This window comes from Candidatus Hydrogenedentota bacterium, from assembly GCA_016791475.1.
Classification (GTDB): Bacteria; Hydrogenedentota; Hydrogenedentia; order Hydrogenedentales; family JAEUWI01; genus JAEUWI01.
The window spans coordinates 87,125-104,314 of record JAEUWI010000004.1; the positions used below are offsets into that span (position 1 = coordinate 87,125).

Below are 17,190 nucleotides of genomic sequence, written 5' to 3' on the forward strand. Positions count from 1 at the left end.
AAGCCTTGCTGCAAGCGAAGCCCTATCTCCGGGAGGTGATACTCCAGCGGGAAACGATACCTGACCCACTGGCTTATCCCTTCAACATCCCTGCGTTGCGCGCACTCAAACGGGTCGAATTCCACCCCGACGTGACCTTCATCGCAGGAGAAAATGGCACAGGCAAATCTACGCTTATTGAAGCCATCGCAATGAAGCTCGGCTTTTCGCAGGAAGGCGGCACAAAAAACATGCAGGTGCAGACCGCACACACCGTCTCCGGGCTGAGTGAGCACCTCAAATTAGTCCGCAGTTTCGCGCGCCCGAGCGATGGTTACTTCTTTCGGGCGGAGAGCCTCTATAACGTCGCAACCTACATGGATCAGGACGAGCGCGACAAATACCACCTGAGAGCGTACGACAACTTGTCCATGCACAAGCGATCTCATGGTGAATTGTTCTTCACAACGCTGACGAAAAAATTTTCATGGCGACGGACTCTACATTCTGGACGAACCCGAGGCGGCCCTTTCGCCCAACCGGCAGTTGGCAGCGCTAACGGCGATTCACGAACTGGTAAAGGACAACTCACAGTTCATTATCGCCACCCACTCCCCCATTCTCCTGGCCTACCCCAGAGCGAAGATACTCCTCCTCGACGATGAGGGCATTCGTGAAGTGGCGTATACCGAAACCGAGCACTACGAAGTGACAAAGAATTTTCTCAATAGGTACGAGTCGATGCTGGAAATCCTCCTCGAACCACAGATGGAAATTCCCTTCGAATAGGGACAGCGTCGCCTCGGGATTACGGGTGGAAAGAAGCACCTTTTGCCCAAAATATCACCAAGTCGAAAAGGGCAAACGTCAACCGGCGGGGCTGTCCTGTCGTGTGGCGTCGTGGCTCGGATCAATTCGATGAACCCATGACAACGCTACGGGCCATGTAAAGAGGGGCGCTTCGCTTACTGGATCATGTCTGCACATGCTGGTCAGCCTCGCGGACGACAGGACAGCCCCGCCGATTGTCGTCAAGCTCGTTCGGTCAAGGCGACCGATTGAACGCATATCGGCCTTTGCACAGTCGGGCCATCGGGCGACGCTGTCCCTGCGGCGTGTGAATACGCCTTCACACCAAAGCTATAATGACGCGAATCTCAACCCTTCAGGAGTACCCCAGTGAGCAGTGACACCATCATCGTTTATTCCGCCAAACTTTGCGGCGATTGCCAGCACCTCAAGGCCTTCATGGACGCCAATGGCATCCCGTACGAGAATCGGGACATCCGCGAAAACCTCGCCTATGGCGAGGAACTCGAAGCGAAAACGGGCAAGCTCGGGGTCCCCTATCTCATCGTCAATGGCGAGTGGAAGCGTGGCTATGAGCCGGGCCAGCCCTTTTCGGAAGCTTTCGCGAAGTCGTTGTTCGGGATGGCCTGAGTCGAGCCACTGGTCACTTTGTAAAAGATCAGGGACGGCAGAGATTCCGGTGACCGCAGAAAACAACGAATTGTTCTGAACTGCTGTCACTGTCGTCGCTCCCGTCCCTGCAATTTTTCAGCGGGTCTTAGCGGTACCAGGCCGAGATCAGTCGAGCTTCTTGATCGCGATATTGCGGAACATCACCGGATCGTTGTGCCCGGCGAAACCAAAATGTCCCTTCTTCAGATCCTTGCCAGGGTGGGCGGAATTCGCCATGAATTCGGTGATGGTGCTCACGTCCGCGTTCAGGGTCACCGTGCCGTTCAGTTCCACCTTGATGGTCGATCCCTGCACCGTTACCTCCTGGTAATTCCACTCACCAACCGGGCGAAGGTAGCCCCGGTGCGCGGGCGCCATGCCATAGACCGAGCCGTGGTACTGGCGCTGATCCAACGCCTTGTACATATCCGCCGTGTCATCCAGCACCTGCAGCTCCGTCATCCCATCGTAGGCAGGGTTACCCTGACCGGGATAGCGAATGGCAAGGCCGTTGTTACCGCCCGGAGGCACCTTGAACTCCACGCGAACGACAAAGTCACCATATTCTTCCTCGGTGAAAAGATTGCCGCCGGTGCCTTCCTTGCAAATGATCGCGCCGTCGCGCACTTCGTAGCTGTCCGTCGCACCCGCCCAGCCGGTCAGGTCTTTGCCATTGAATACCGAGGTAAAGCCCGCGGCGGCGTCATCGCCCCGCAGCTTCGCATTGGCTTCTTCCGCTGGAATTTCGCGAATGTAAATATTCCGCCAGCGAATTTCTCCGCCGTGGGTCTGAAGAAGTATCGGGCCAAACGCGGGCAGCGGTTTCGTCCGGTCCCAGTAGTTCTCCATCGGGGCGTTATCGACAACCAGCTTGTCGTTGAGAAAAACTGTCGTGCGTGCGCCCAGTTGGGTAACTTTGAAGCTGTTCCACTCGCCGAAGGGCTTGTCGGCAAGCACCATAGGATCCTTGCCCGCCGCGCCGGGGCTGTTGTTCCACAAGCCGCCGGAACCCTTGTCCGCTCCCAGTTCAAACTTCTTCTGCTCGGTATAGTCCCAGATCTGCACCTGCGGGGTTGCGCGGAGGTAAATACCGCTGTCCGCGAGCGGCACGGTCTTGTAATCGACATGGAATTCCACGTCGCGGTAGTCTTTCACCGTCGTGGCGTACGGACCGTTGCCATCGTTCACCAACTCCCCGTTCTGGGCCGACCAGTGGGCCTTGAATTCTTCCTGCTGCGCCGCTATGGAGGCAAACTGACCATCCCGGGAGGTCTCTTTCAGCGTCGTGTGCGGGTTATTGCCGTACCAGCCGGTCAAATCTTTGCCGTTGAAGAGCTCCGTAAAGCCGTCGGGAGCACCCGCCAGGGCCATAGGCGCGGTCAGGGTCAGCGCGGACGCCAGAACGGCGTGACGAACCGCCCGACCTGTGAGGAAAATTTGGGTTGAGTACATGCTTTATTCTCCGGTTTACTTGGACAACGGTCAATCAGGCCCCGCAACAATAGGGACCGCGATTCTAACGAATTCCCGCGACAGAATAAAGGATAAGGACGGGACAAGAAAAATGGGCCTTATGGGTCGTATGGGACCCATGGAGTCTTCAGGAGGTCTATCTCCACAATTTCCGTCTCATAAGTCCCGTACCACCCATCGGACCCATGTGCGCGTGGCCAGCCCCCAACCCGAGATTGATACCGACCTCACGGTTCCTATAGATTGGCGCATTCGCCCCGCGACGGCTGCGGGCCCCACGGCCCCGCCGTCGCCCTCAGTCGTCCGTCACGGGCCGTGAGTCCCGCCAAGAGGAATCGTTTCGAGATGCAGATAGCCACCTTTTCCCGTCCCTTTCTGGGATTTGCTGTCCTGTTCGCCTGCCTGACACTCACGGGCGGTGTTGCCGTGGCCGATGGTAATCGACTGGCCTACCTGGACGAATCCGACCCCTACTACGTGCACCGAACCTTCCCGAAACTCACCACCCCCATGTGGGTGGGCGAGCCGGGCGTAGAAGCCGTGGTGGTGCTCGCCATTGACGACATGAGCGACCCGGTGAAATACGAGGCCTACCTCCGCCCCATACTTGACCGCCTGAAGCAGATCGATGGCCACGCCCCCGTGACAATTTTTGCGAACAAGCCCGATCCGGCCCACCCCATGCTCCAGCAACTCCTCCAGGAAGGGTGCAGCATCGATGTGCACACCGTCAGCCACCCCTGCCCCCTCCTCAATGAGAAAGGTTTCCAGTTTTCCAGCGACGATGTGCACAACTGCACGTCTTTGTTGAATCGGATTCCCGGCAACAAGGCCGTTGCCTTCCGCATGCCCTGCTGTGATTCCCAGAATACCCCCAGCCCGCGCTTCTACGACGGCATCTTCGACCAGGTGGCAGCCGACGGCTCCTTTCTCACCATCGACTCCTCGGTTTTCAACATCACCACGCCCAACGACCCGGAGCTGCCCCGCGAACTCGTCCTCGATGCTGACGGTGGCGAGAAGTTTCGCAAATACCTGCCCTTCCCCTCCTTCGTCAACACCATCGAAGACTACCCCTATCCCTACGTGATCAATCGGGTCTGCTGGGAATTCCCCAACGCCGTGCCCAGCGACTGGGAAGCCCAAAATCTCAACGGCAAAAACAATCCCAAGTCCATCGACGACATGAAAGCTTCCCTGGATGCCGCCGTCATCAAGAAGGGCGTCTATACCCTGGTCTTCCATCCCCATGGCTGGATGGAGAACACCCAGGTCGTCGAACTTATCAATCATGCCGTGACAAAGTACGGCAAGAAGGTGAAGTTCCTCAATTTCGCCGAAGTGCAACAGCGCATCGACGCCAACCTCCTCGACGGCACCCCCCTGCGCGATGCCCAGGGGCGCGACAACGGTGTCCGCATTCTCGACCTGAACGACGACGGCTACCAGGACGTGGTCATCGGCAACGCTGCAGCGCAGCGCACGCGGGTGTGGAACAACCACAACCAGACCTGGATTGAAGAGGAATTACCCTTCCAGATCGTGAATGATGAAGGGAGCATCCGAGACACGGGCGTGCGCTTTGTCCCCGATCTGGACCCACGCGGCGCTGTAGTGGCGGTGTCCAATGACTTTGATGAATCCTTCGCATATGCCTTCACCCGCGAGGGTTGGACCGCAATGTCCGATTTGACCGAGGCGCTGAGCGGAGATCTGCACGATGTGGCCCGCTTTCGAGATCTGGATGGAGACGGGAAACCAGAGCTGGTGGATGGACACTACGGAATAAGCCGCTGGGATTCTGGATTTCAGGGCCTTGGCTATAGCTACCCCAAGGCAGTCGCGGAAGCATTCAACGGGGTATGGCCCCCAGCCGCAAGACTCGTCGATCTGGACGAAGATAAGGACCTCGATATCGTACTGGCCGATGGTACGGTCTCCGGCGTCTATCTCTTCGATTCCATCGAGAAAGGCTGGGGCGAAAATGTCCTACCCGAGGGCGCGACCCTCCCGCCCATCGCCATTGACGGTAAGAACAACGGCGTATGGTTCCACTCCCGCCACATGTGGATGGTCAACGAAACCACCGCCAAGCTGCCCGATCTCGCCGACCGACGCTCCTTCAACGAACTCCTGAGCGGTGTCGCCCCCACTTCCCGCTCTCCCGAGGCGTCCCTGGCCTCCATACGCGTGAAGCCCGGCTTCAAGGTCGAACTCGTGGCCGCCGAACCGCTGGTGGTGGATCCTGTTGCATTCGAGTGGGCTGCGGATGGCGGTCTCTTCGTTGTGGAAATGCGGGACTACCCCCTGGGGCTCGACGGGCAGGGCAAACCCGGCAGCCGCATCCGCCTGCTGCGCGATGACGATGGGGACGGCAAGTATGACCGCTCCACCATTTTCCACGATGGCCTCGCCTTCGCCATGGGCCTCTTTCCCTGGCGCAAAGGCCTCCTGGTAACCTGCGCGCCCGATATCCTCTATCTCGAAGACACCAACGGCGACGACGTGGCCGATATCCGCGAAGTACTCTACACGGGCTTTGGCGAGGGCAACCAGCAGCACCGCGTGAACGGGTTGCGATGGGGTCTGGACAACTGGATCTATGGCGCCAATGGCGACAGCTCCGGCGAGATCACTTCAACCAAGAGTGCGGAAACCCTGAACCTTCGCGGCCGCGACTTCCGCATTCGGCCCGATGGCGGACACATCGACGGACAGGCGGGCCAGACCCAGTTCAGCCGCGCACGAGACGACTGGGGCAACTGGTTTGGTTGCAACAATTCCTATCCCATCTATCACTACACACTGGCCGACGAGTACGCCCGGCGCAATAACCACTATGCCTTCCCCCGGGCCACCAATCTTCTGATTGAGGACCGGGCAAACTATGCGATCAGCCGCTATATAACCCGATTTAATGAAGAGTTCAACGCCAACAAATTCACCTCCGTCTGCGGTCTCGACATCTACCGCGACACCCTCCTGGGCGATGCGTTCTATGGAAACGCCTTTGTCGGCGAACCGGTTCACAATCTTGTCTTCCGCATGGATCTGTCTCCCGAAGGCGCAAGCTTCACCGCACAGCGCCCTCACGGTGAAGAAAAGAAAGAGTTCCTGGCCTCCACGGACAACTGGTTCCGTCCAGTCATGGTTCGCACCGGCCCCGACGGCGCACTCTACGTTGCCGACATGTATCGCGCCCATATTGAACATCCCGAATACATTTCCGAAGTAGACAAGGCCCGGACCAACTTCCTGCTGGGCAACGACATGGGCCGCATCTACCGCGTCTACCCGGTGGGCAAAGAACCTCGCACCATTCAACCGCTGAACACGAAAAAGACGGCGGACCTGGTCGCCAAGCTGGACCACCCCAACCCCTGGGTGCGGGATACGTCCCATCGACTCCTCATCGAATCCAGTGATAAAGCCGCCGTGGAACCCCTCGCCGCCCTCGCCTCAAGCAGCAAGAATCCCGTGGCCCGGGTTCACGCCCTCAACGTCCTCGACGGTCTGGCGGCGCTGGATGAAAAAGTGATCCTGAGCGCCCTCGCGAGCGAGAACCCCGGCGTAGTGCGGCACGCCATTCGGCTCGCCGAGCACTTCCTCGGCATGTCACCGGATGTCGGCACGGCGGTCCTGGCCCATCAGAGCGACACGGACAAGCAGGTCCAGCTCCAGCTTGCCTATTCCCTCGGCAACTGGGACAGCCCGGAAGCCGCTCAGGCCCTCGGTGCGCTCCTCGCAGCCAACACGGCGGACCGACAGTTGGCCCACGCCTGCATCAGTTCGCTCAATGCTACGAACTCCCCGCTGCTGCTTGATTCCTTGTTGGCCTATCTCCAGTCAGCCGACCTCGACGAAGACCACCGCAACGACGTGCTGGCCATGTCCGTGCGGCTTTCTGAAGCGGGCAACAACAACGATATGCTCGCGAGACTGGCCGAGGCCATGGCCCTTTCATCCGACGGTGCCTATACCGAGTCCCACTTCGCGGCCGCCACCACCCTGCTGAATGCCGCCCGTGGTGAGGCCACACTGGAAACACTCGCCGGGTCCCACGGGCTGCTCGTTCCCGTCTTCTCCGCCGCCCGCGCCGTCGCGCCGGACCACGCCCAGTCCGAGTCCCTCCGGGTCTCGGCCCTCGCGCTCATGGCGCGCCAGCCCGGCGAACTCGCGGCGGATCAGGCTCTGGCGCAAACCCTCATCGATCCCCGCGAAGACCTGGCCGTCTCCCGCGCGGCCATCGACTGCCTCGCCCGCAGCGGCGGCGACGGCGCAATAGGCGCACTTCTCGCGGGCTGGTCTACCTATACCCACGAGATTCGCGGTCAAGTGCTCGATGTGCTCCTCGCCCAGCCCGCGGGCGTCGAGGCGATCCTCGCACAGATGGAGGCCCAGGTGATCTCCCCGCGGCAACTCGACGCCGGACACCGCCAGGTACTCCTCACCAGTCAAGATAGCGCGGTCCGGGCGCGCGTAGACACGCTGATGGCGGGTCTGGTGAACTCCGACCGCGCCGCCGTCATCGAGCAGTTCATGCCCGCCGCGGATCTTGCCGGTGATCGCGTCAATGGCCGGAAAGTTTACGAAGAGCGTTGCTCCAAGTGCCACCAGATGGGCGATCTCGGCTTCGTGGTCGGCCCCGATCTCGCCGCGGCGGGCAGCGGCTCCTTCGAAACGCTGATCACCTCGATTCTCGATCCCAACCGGGTTGTCGAAGGCCGCTACACCAGCTACACCATTGAAACGAAGAACTTCGAGACCTTCACGGGCGTACTCGCGGGTGAAGACGCCAACAGCATCACCCTCGCCAATGCGGGCGGCGTGCAGCAATCCGTACTTCGCGACGACATCGAGACCATGACGGCGGGCGACCAGTCCATCATGCCGGCGGGCCTGGAAGAAGGCCTCCAGCCGCAGGATTTGGCGGATCTGATTGCCTATGTTCGCGGCGAAGACCGCAAGCCCAAATCTTTTCCGGGAAATGCCCCCGCAGTAGTGGAAGCGAGTGCCGAGGGAATCATTGAACTCCAGGCGAGCAACGCAGAAATCTATGGCGATACCCTGCAATACGAAGAAACCTACCGCAACCTGGGCTACTGGGGCAGCATCAACGACCACGCCGTTTGGAAAGCGAAGGTTCCCGCGGCGGGCAATTACCAGGTCACGCTGGAGTATTGCTGCGACGACACCATCGCCGGCAATCTCTATCGACTCGAATCCGGCGCAAACGTCCTCGGAGGCAAGGTTTCCGGCACCGGCACCTGGGACCGCTATCGAGAGTCCGAGATCGGCACCCTCGCACTCGAAGCCGGTGAGCAGCGCATTGTTTTCCGCGCGGGCGGCCCGATCAACCAGTATCTGATCGATCTCCGCGCCATCAAACTTTCGCCCGTGAAATAACGGACAAACCCATACGACGAATAAGACGGATAGGACCGATATACCTCCTCAAATCGGTCCTATCCGTCCAATCAGTCCTATCAAACCTGACCCGCCGGTTTGCCAAGGCAAGCACCCGGCCGATATACTGGCCCCCCAGACAAGGCAATGTTCTGTTGCCCCCGCGCCCTTACCTTCCGGAGGCAGTATTGTGAAATATGGTCGCATCCTACCCTCTCTCTTCCCTTTAGCCCTGCTGTGTATCGTCGTCGCCGGGCTTCCCATCGCCAATGCCCAGCAGGCTGCCGCACCGGCACAGGCGGCGCCCGCACTGGACGCTGCCGCCATCGACGCACGCTTTAAGGCCGCGCAGGAGAAAGCCGATCTTGACGAGGGCACCAAGGCCCGCGTTGCCGAACTCTATGGCCAGGCACAGAACCAGCTTCAGGAAGCCGCGAAATCAACCGCCACCGCAACCCAGTTCACTGAAATGATTGCCGGTGCGGAGTCCATCACCAAAGCCCTGCAACAGGCTCTCGTAGAACCCCTCGACAGCCCCTCCCAGCAGATTCCGAAAGACGCCACTTCGGCGGAAATCGACCAGCGCGTTGCCGATGCCGACGCCGCACTCGCCGCCGCCCAGGCGGATCGCGCCGCACTCGAACAGGAGTCCGCCCAGCGCCCGGAGCGCCGGCGCCAGATCCCGGAGCTTCAGGCCGCCGCCCGCCAACGCCTCTCCGAGGCACAGGCCGAATTGGACGCGCCCCCCGCCGCAACCGATGCCGCCGAACTTGTGGATGCGCGCCGCACGCTGGCCGCCGCCCGAAAAGAAGCAGCCCAGCAAGAGCTCAACGCCTATGATGCAGAGTTACAGAGCTACGACCTGCGTGGCCGCGTTCTCGCGCTGAAGCTCGACGCCTCCACCCGGCGCGCCGAACACCTGAAGCGGGAGGCTTCCCTGCTCCGCGAAGCTCTCGCGGCGAAGCGACAGGACGAGGCACTCGAGGCCGCCACCCGCGCACGCGAGGCCATGCTCGAAGCCAGCAACGCCCCGGCGGCGATTCGCGAATTGGCCGGTAAACTCGCCGAGACCAACACCCGGCTGACCCTGGAACGCACTGGACCCGAAGGGCTCCTCAGAAAAGTGGAGCAGGCGAGCTCCCGCCTCACCCGAGTACGGGAGAAACTCGCCACGCTCACCAGCGATTTCACCGCCGTAAAGGCCAAAGTGGACGCGGCGGGCATTGGCGCGGGCACGGGCGCCCTGCTGCGCACCTACCAGCGGGATCTTGAGGATACACGGCAGCTCGCCCGCAATATCCGGGCGCGCCAACAGGAAATCGCCGCGACGCAGGTGGAGGAGATCCAGTGCGAAGAGGACCGCCGGAAACTGGCGGACATCGGCTCCCTGATTGAGGAGAACCTCTCCGGACTCCCCGCCGAGGTTACGGAAACCCAGCGGACCGAATTCGCCAAGGTGCTCCGCGCCCTCTACACCACACAGCGCGAAGCGCTGGATGAAAAGATCGAAGACTACGAAACCTATTTTGCGACCTTGATTGACCTGGATGCCCAGGAACAGCAACTCATCGCACAGACCCGAGAATTTCAGCGCTACATCACCGAGCGCGTGCTCTGGCTACGCAGCGGTGATTTGATCAGCCTCGATGAACTCGGGCCCGCACGGGAAGCCTGGCTATGGCTCGTCGACGTGGAAAATATGGCCACCTTCGCGGCCGCCCTCAAGAGCGATTTCTCCACGTCGCCACTCCCCGTCATCTCGTGCGCCTTTGCCGTCCTCGTGCTGATCGCTTTTCGCTGGCAGTTCCGGCGTCGCATCGCTATTGCCGCCGAAAGCGCCAGCAAGCGCGGATGCATGGAGTTTCGGCCCACCGCCACGGCGACCATTTACACCGTGCTGGTCTCCCTCGGCATTCCCCTGCTGCTGGCCCTCATCGGATGGCGCTGCTCGGTCTCCCTCGCGAGCACCGATTACACCCGATGGCTCGGTGAGGCACTCGGCGCCTGCGCCTTTTACCTCTGGAGCCTCGAGTTCATCCGGGAGGTGCTACGCCCCAACGGCTTGGGAATCGCCCACTTCGGCTGGTCGGAAAGTTCCTGCAAGACCGCCGCGCGGCGCATACTGGGCTTTGAACTCGCCGCCTTCCCCCTCGCCGTCATCATCGCCACCATGGACATCGTCAAAGACGACAACAACTGGCAGGAAACCCTCGGGCGATTCGCCTTAATACTGGCCCTTCTGGCGCTCGCCATTTTTGGACACGTGATGCTCCGAAAACGCAACGGCGCCCTGCTCGAAATCATCGAGCGCGCGCGCAAGCGGAGCGACTTGAGACTCCGGCGCCTGTGGTACGCCATGGGGGTCATGACGCCCATCGCCCTTCTGCTGGCCGCCGCCTACGGCTACTCCTATTCCGCACTGCAGATTGCCACCAAGCTGCATTACCTGCTCATCTGCGCCTTCTGCCTCACCGTCGTCGTTCAGCTCGTCCTCCGATGGATGCTCGTCGCGCGGCGCCAGATGGCCCGCGCCCGCGCCAGGAAGAAACTGGAGGCCATGCGCGAAAGCGGAAGCGAAAGTGAAGCAACCCCGGTGGTGGAAGAGGAAGTCGACCTCGACAAGATCGACACCCAGGCCATGCGCCTCATTCGCAGCAGCTTTGCCGTGGGGCTTGCCCTCTGCGTCTGGTGGATCTGGGCCGATGACCTTCCGGCCCTCAGCGTGCTCAACCGCGTCGAACTCTGGACCGTCACCGACACCATTACCACCGAGACCAAAGATGCCGCCGGCGCCATTATCCAGGATACGCAGGAACAGCAGGTGCCTATCACACTGCGCCACGTCGCCGCGTTCATCTTTATCGCTGGAATGACCACCATCGCCGTGCGCAATCTGCCCGGTCTACTGGAAATCCTCGTCTGGCAGCGCATGGCGCTCATGGCAGGCGAACGCTACGCGGCAAACACCATCATCACCTACGCCCTCACCCTCATCGGCGGGACCTGGGCCTTCAGCGCCGTGGGGTTAAGCTGGGGCAAGCTGCAATGGCTCTTCGCCGCCGTCGGCCTCGGTCTGGGATTCGGATTGCAGGAGATCTTCGCCAACCTCGTCTCCGGCATCATTCTGCTCTTCGAGCGGCCCGTCCGCGTCGGCGACACTGTCACCGTGGGCGACATCGTCGGCACCGTTACCCGTATCCGCATTAGGGCTACCTGGATCACCACGTCCAACCGCCAGGAACTCATCGTGCCGAACAAGGAGTTTGTCACCGGACGCCTGATCAACTGGACCCTCTCCGATCGCGTTCTCCGGATCGAGATTCCCATCGGCATTGCCTACGGTTCCGACATCGCCCTGGTGAAGCAGTTGATTCTGCAAACCGTTGAGCGCCACGAAGCCATCCTGAGCGATCCGGCCCCAACTGTCTTCTTCATTGGCTTCGCCGACGGCGTCCTGAATTTCGTCGCTCGCGCGCACTGCGCCGACCTCGACAATGCCTCGGCCACGAAAGACGAACTTCTCACCGCGATCGAAGCATCCTTCCGTGAAAACGGAATCCAGCTTCCCTTCCCCCAGCGCGATATCCACCTCCACGGCATTGGTGCGCTGCCGGGCGGCGAACTGAAGCTTATCGACGAAAAGGCTCGAGAAAACAAATGAGCGAGGCCCAACATCGGCGACCCGCAGTCCTGTACGCCCCGTAACCCCGAACTGAAGAAAGCCCCCGCACGCCATGAACTGGATCTTGCTCATCATCGCCGGACTGCTTGAAGTCGGCTGGGCCATCGGCCTGAAATACTCCGAGGGCTTCACCCGACTCTGGCCCTCTGTTTTCACCGTTGTCACCATGGCCATGAGCGTCTTCCTGCTGGCGGTCGCCATGCGCTCTCTGCCCGTGGGAACCGCCTACGCCGTCTGGACCGGCGTCGGCGCCGTGGGCACGGTGATACTCGGAATTGCGCTCTTTGGCGAGTCCGCCTCCCTTGCCAGGCTCCTCTGCGTGGCACTGATCATCGCCGGCATCGCCGGATTGAAGTTCATCACTAAAAAGTGATTCCGGAGGCCATGCCGCGCTGTCGGCCTATCGTTCCAGCCCTTTGGGTATGACATCGCCCAGACAGACCGACACATCGCGCGCGGCCCTCACCCAGGGGTGGTCCAGCGTAACCAGTCGCTTCTTACCCACCACGTCTTCCAGGGGCACCGCAACAAACTCCTCACCCTGCTTGCCCACCATACAGCCGAACTGACCATTGAGCGCCAGATCCGCCGCGTGGGTGCCAAACTTCGTGCAGAGCAGCCGGTCGGTCGGCGTCGGTATGCCCCCCCGCTGCAGATGCCCCAGCGACGTCACGCGCGTTTCCAGGCCGGTCACATCCTCCAGATGCTCCGCCAGAATCGCGCTCACAGGCTCCTTGATGTGCTCGATTTCCTTCGAGCCTTTCTTCTTCTTTTTCTTCCCGCCCTTTTCACGTTCCTCGGCGGCCTCCGAAACTGAAACTGCCCCTTCGGCCACGGCCACGATGCTGAACATCTTGCCGCGCCGCATACGTCCCAGCAGCGACTTGCCCACCACCTCCAGATCGTAGGGAATCTCGGGAATCAGGATAACGTCCGCACCGCCCGCGATGCCCGCGCCCAGTGCCAGCCAGCCCGAATTGTGCCCCATGATATCCACCACCATCACGCGGTGGTGGCTGCTGGCCGTGGTGTGGAGCCGATCAATCGCCTCCGTCGCAATGCTCATGCCCGTGTCAAAACCAAAGCAGACGTCCGTCCCCCAAACGTCGTTGTCGATGGTCTTGGGCGTGGTAATCACGTTAAGCCCGCCTTCCTTCATCAGATGGTAGGCATTCTTCTGCGTGCCCCCGCCGCCCAGGCAGAAAAGACAGTCCAAATTCATGCGCCTGTAATTCTCAATCGCCGCACCGGTCATATCCCGGAAGCCGCCATCCGGCGTGGGCATCTTGTGGGGCTTGTTCCGGCTCGTCCGCAATATCGTACCGCCAATCGTCAGCAGCCCGCTCGTGTCCGTGTCGTTCAACCGGACATACTTGTTGTGCACCAGGCCATTGAAACCCTCAAGAATCCCAAAGATCTCCGTTCCGCCCGGGGTCAAGGTCTTGGTGATGGCGCGGATCACCGCATTAAGGCCGGGGCAGTCGCCGCCTGAAGTAAGAATGCCAACGGTTCTGAGTTTATTGGGCATGGATCTGGTCAACACTTTCCTTGGTGGTTGGGGCGTTTCCCGACGCGCCGGTTGGGGGAACCATCGCCATTATACGCCGTGGCGCGTGCCGACCCCAAACAACGAGCATTCGGCTGAGCATCACCACGGTAGGACGAGTGCCGAACCAGGCTCCGATGTGGCTGTGGCTTTAACCCCGGCGAAGGTCGTTTCATGATCGTCATCCGACACATGGACGCTATAGGTACCCTCGGAAAACACCTTCGGTCGCCACGGAAGACGAGGCACCCGCAGGGTATACAGCACCTCGCCCCCGGGTTCCGAGGACACCTGCACAACCGGAAGGGAATCTCCTCCGCCCTGGATTTCCGGCAACCACGCGGTAGCCCTGCGGCCGTAGTTGTCTTCCTGCGCTATCGTCACCGGCCAGCCGGGGTGCTGGCGCGCATCCGGCTGCGTAACATCCACAAAGCGGGGCCAGCACTCCATCGTTATGCTGCGTTCGCCCTTCTTGAAGCGAACCAGGCCATAGCCCGCGCCCTGAAAGTTTTCATCCGTGGGATTGGCATAGGCCCGCATGGTGATCTTGTTCTTCAGCCCGTCCAGATACTCGCCCGTGTACGGCAGCACCCCCTCAGGGTGATTCCGGGGCGCTTCCAGCGGAAGCCACCATCGCCCATAGTAGTTTGAGATCGAAGGCACGCAGAAGGAGTATCCCGAATCATTCCAATCGTCGACGCCATGGTGTATCACAGTCGCCAGGTGCTGATCGCCGCCGATCATGAACGCGAAGGGCTTGCGAATTGCCTCCAGGGCCTTGCGACGCCCCGTCTGGGGCCACCCGTTGGAATCCAGATCCGCCAGAAGGCGCTCGGAGTTCGCCCCATGAAGATGGGCCGCGTTCGCAAAAACCGTTTGCGAAAGGACCGCTTTCATCGACACGCCGTCCCAGTCACGGCCCCAGACATCCAGAAAATGCAGTTGTCGTTGGCCCAGCAACTCCGCGCCGGACACGTCGGCCAGCATGACGTCAAAGGACGGGTCATTGATGTGATCCGGACGGGGGCCGTGAGGCGGCACGAGCCCCTCGGGACCCGACTTGAACTTGCGATCTTCGATAACCGCGAAATCGATGCCACCCACCTTCAACGATGTGTAGTACACACCAATACCCCGGTCGATTGGCGTCGGATCAAAGGGATCGGGTAGATGACTCGTCTGGGCGCGCTGCACTTCGTTCACATAGTCCACCGGCATGAAATAGCCGCCGTCCGGGCCCGCGGCCGTCTTGGCCACTTTGCCGCCCGCCCCCCAGATGTTGCCCTGGCCCACATCGTGGTCATCCGGAATGGTGATGGTGGGCCGGTCTCGAATGATCTCCCCGAACTGCTGGCCGAATAGAAGCCACGCTTCGTAGTGACGGGTGTGATCGTAGGACTGATCGCCGGAGAAGAAGAGCAAATCAGGATCCTGCGCGCGGATGTTCGCAATGATGTCCGGCTTCGGCCCCCGCTCCTTGTTGGAGTTCCCCGTAAAGGCCGCAACCACGATCTCGTCCTTCTCCACGGGATCCCGTCGAATCCGCCCGGCGTAAAACTGATCGGTGCCATAGGCCACCCGGTAGTTCCAATCGCGCGAATGATCCCAGGTTCTCACGCGAAATGGCGCGGTCCACCCCGGATTTATCACCACTGTCGTGGCAACCTCGCGCCACACACCGCCGTCCTCGATTTCCAGCCGAACCCGACGCTCGCTCCCTTCAGGCAGCGGGTAAAGCTGCGCGGTCAATTTGAGCACGCCGTCGTCCACCGTATACAACGCAAAGCAGAAAACCTCATCCGCGTCGTAGGTCACTATCACTTCCTGCGCAGCCTTCGTCCCGCCCTGCGCAATCGCGGAAGCCGCAAACGACCCAAGGGTGAAGATCATGCCCGCGCCTCTGATAATAGCCTTCACACTCCTGCTCCTGTCATTTCTTCCGCAACGGGAAAAGGGTAGAATCCACATGCGCCTCCTTCATTAACCCGGCAAGCTCCGCCGCCACCGCCGGAAACTCCGAAGCCCGATTGCGTGCTTCACCAGGGTCCTCTATCAGATTATAAAGCTCCAATGGACCATCCGGAAACTCCGCCACGTTCAGGCGTATTCCCTTCCACTCTCCTTTGCGCACCGCCTGCTTCCCGCCCTGCTCCGTGAACTCCCAATACAAGTAATCATGTTTTTTCTGCGCGGCATCGTTACCCATAAGCGCCTGAACGTACGAGTGGCCATCGAGATCCGCCGGCGGGGAGGTCCCCGCAAGTTCCGCCGCCGTGGGCAGGAAATCCCAGAAGGCCGACACGTGGGACGAGGTCGTCCCCGGCTGGATCCGCCCCTGCCACCGTGCGATAAGCGGCACGCGGATACCGCCCTCGTACAGATCGCGCTTGATCCCCCGCAGCGGGCCATTGCTGTCGAACCACGTGGGGTCGTTGCCCCCCTCCTTGTGGGGACCATTGTCGCTGCTGAAGATCACCAGCGTGTTCTCGTCGATACCCAGTTCTTTCAACAAGTCCAGCAAGCGCCCCACGTCCCGATCCAGTCGCGACACCATGGCCGCCATATTCTTCTTGTTTTCCGGCCAGTCCCTGTCCTGGTAGATGCCCTGATCCGGCACCTCCATCCCCGCCTCGCCCGCTTCATTGTTCGCGTGGGGCAAGGTGAGGGCCCAATAGAGAAAAAAGGGTCGTTGAGCACTCCGCCGAACAAAGTCCAGCCCTTCCTGGGCAATCAGATCGTGGCTGTACGCCACTTTTTCGCTCGCCACGCCCGCGCCCGATTCCTTCGGCTCCGGCACCACATTGTTCAGCGTCACACGCTCTTCGTTGCGCAGCAGAAAGGTCGGAAAGTAATTGTGGGCGTGCTTCTGGTCGAGGTACCCGTAGAAGTAGTCAAAGCCCTGGCGATTGGGAACGCCCTCTTCCCCCTCAACGCCCAGGCCCCACTTCCCGCACAACCCCGTCGCATAACCCGCACCCTTCAGCACCTCCGCCACCGTCACGTCCTCCGGACGCAGATTCACCCGCTGATTCCCGCGAATATAACCGTGCCCCGTGTGCAGGCCCGTCATCAACGCGCACCGGCTCGGCGCACACACCGTGCTCCCCGCATAATGCTGCGTGAAGCGAATCCCCTCCGCCGCAAGCCGGTCGATGTTCGGCGTCTGAATGTCCTTCTGCCCATAGCAACCCAGATCGCCATAGCCCAGATCATCCGCCAGGATATACACGATATTCGGCTTCGATTCAGCCTTTGCCCTGTTCCCCAGCCCGGCAATGGCCAGGGTCGAAAGGCCGGTCGCGGCCAGAAAGTCTCGTCTGCGCATGAATTGGCCTCCTTCGGCACTCAGCACGGGTAAATACCGTCATGACCCGATTGTAGAGTCTGGGATCGGAAGTTACAAGGGGCTAAATCCAAGCTAATCCACCGGCTCCGCCGGCAAGGATTTATTAGGCTCTACCGTTCCGCCATGGTAAACGTTGGCTAGCGAACGAGTCGGGCCTAAGGGCTTTGATCGAATTTAAGTTGCCAACTTCGAGTTTCTGTGCGATTTTGAAATCGCTCTCGGCGTTATATTGGCGAGCGAAAAGCGATCCACGAGGCTTCAGATCGGAACAAAACTTGGCAAGTTTAAATTGGCCAC

Annotated in this window: 8 protein-coding genes and 1 pseudogene; 5 read left to right on the plus strand and 4 right to left on the minus strand. The window is 60.6% G+C overall.

What is annotated here, in order from left to right; translation table 11 throughout:
- The first annotated feature begins 8 nt into the window (after positions 1 to 8).
- Together JNK74_03455 and JNK74_03460 are read left to right on the plus strand one after the other, a co-directional pair.
- Positions 9 to 768, plus strand: a pseudogene (locus tag JNK74_03455) (AAA family ATPase).
- Between the two features lie 390 nt (positions 769 to 1,158).
- On the plus strand, positions 1,159 to 1,419 hold the full coding sequence (locus JNK74_03460; protein MBL7645229.1) for a glutaredoxin family protein: 261 nt from the start codon (positions 1,159 to 1,161) through the stop codon (positions 1,417 to 1,419).
- A gap of 147 nt (positions 1,420 to 1,566) precedes the next feature.
- On the opposite strand, the gene JNK74_03465 is transcribed toward JNK74_03460, so the two are convergent.
- Positions 1,567 to 2,892 carry a DUF1080 domain-containing protein gene (locus JNK74_03465; GenBank protein ID MBL7645230.1) on the minus strand — a complete coding sequence of 442 codons (1,326 nt, stop codon included), beginning with the start codon at positions 2,890 to 2,892 and terminating at the stop codon, positions 1,567 to 1,569.
- A 366-nt stretch (positions 2,893 to 3,258) separates the two neighbouring features.
- Here JNK74_03465 and JNK74_03470 point away from each other — a divergent pair, with 366 nt between their 5' ends.
- The 3 genes from JNK74_03470 (at position 3,259) to sugE (ending at position 12,374) form a co-directional block, all read left to right on the plus strand.
- On the plus strand, positions 3,259 to 8,319 hold the full coding sequence (locus JNK74_03470) for a c-type cytochrome (GenBank protein MBL7645231.1): 5,061 nt from the start codon (positions 3,259 to 3,261) through the stop codon (positions 8,317 to 8,319).
- Between the two features lie 190 nt (positions 8,320 to 8,509).
- Positions 8,510 to 11,980 carry a mechanosensitive ion channel gene (locus JNK74_03475; GenBank protein MBL7645232.1) on the plus strand — a complete coding sequence of 1,157 codons (3,471 nt, stop codon included), beginning with the start codon at positions 8,510 to 8,512 and terminating at the stop codon, positions 11,978 to 11,980.
- Positions 11,981 to 12,053: 73 nt separating this feature from the next.
- Entirely contained in the window at positions 12,054 to 12,374 is a 321-nt protein-coding gene (gene sugE, locus JNK74_03480; protein ID MBL7645233.1) for a quaternary ammonium compound efflux SMR transporter SugE, read from the plus strand.
- A gap of 27 nt (positions 12,375 to 12,401) precedes the next feature.
- On the opposite strand, the gene JNK74_03485 is transcribed toward sugE, so the two are convergent.
- From JNK74_03485 to JNK74_03495, 3 genes are all read right to left on the minus strand, one after another.
- Positions 12,402 to 13,529, minus strand: coding sequence for an ATP-dependent 6-phosphofructokinase (locus tag JNK74_03485; protein MBL7645234.1), 1,128 nt, complete (start codon positions 13,527 to 13,529; stop codon positions 12,402 to 12,404).
- A gap of 120 nt (positions 13,530 to 13,649) precedes the next feature.
- The gene (locus tag JNK74_03490) at positions 13,650 to 15,464 is read right to left on the minus strand and encodes a hypothetical protein (protein MBL7645235.1); all 1,815 of its coding nucleotides are present in this window, start codon (positions 15,462 to 15,464) and stop codon (positions 13,650 to 13,652) included.
- A gap of 13 nt (positions 15,465 to 15,477) precedes the next feature.
- The gene (locus JNK74_03495) at positions 15,478 to 16,872 is read right to left on the minus strand and encodes an arylsulfatase (GenBank protein MBL7645236.1); all 1,395 of its coding nucleotides are present in this window, start codon (positions 16,870 to 16,872) and stop codon (positions 15,478 to 15,480) included.
- Positions 16,873 to 17,190: the final 318 nt, after the last annotated feature.

Coding starts and splice junctions, on each gene's coding strand:
- JNK74_03465 (MBL7645230.1), bottom strand. CDS start 2,892: ATGTACTCAACCCAAATTTTCCTCACAGGTCGGGCGGTTCGTCACGCC.
- JNK74_03470 (MBL7645231.1), top strand. CDS start 3,259: ATGCAGATAGCCACCTTTTCCCGTCCCTTTCTGGGATTTGCTGTCCTG.
- sugE (MBL7645233.1), top strand. CDS start 12,054: ATGAACTGGATCTTGCTCATCATCGCCGGACTGCTTGAAGTCGGCTGG.
- JNK74_03485 (MBL7645234.1), bottom strand. CDS start 13,529: ATGCCCAATAAACTCAGAACCGTTGGCATTCTTACTTCAGGCGGCGAC.
- JNK74_03495 (MBL7645236.1), bottom strand. CDS start 16,872: ATGCGCAGACGAGACTTTCTGGCCGCGACCGGCCTTTCGACCCTGGCC.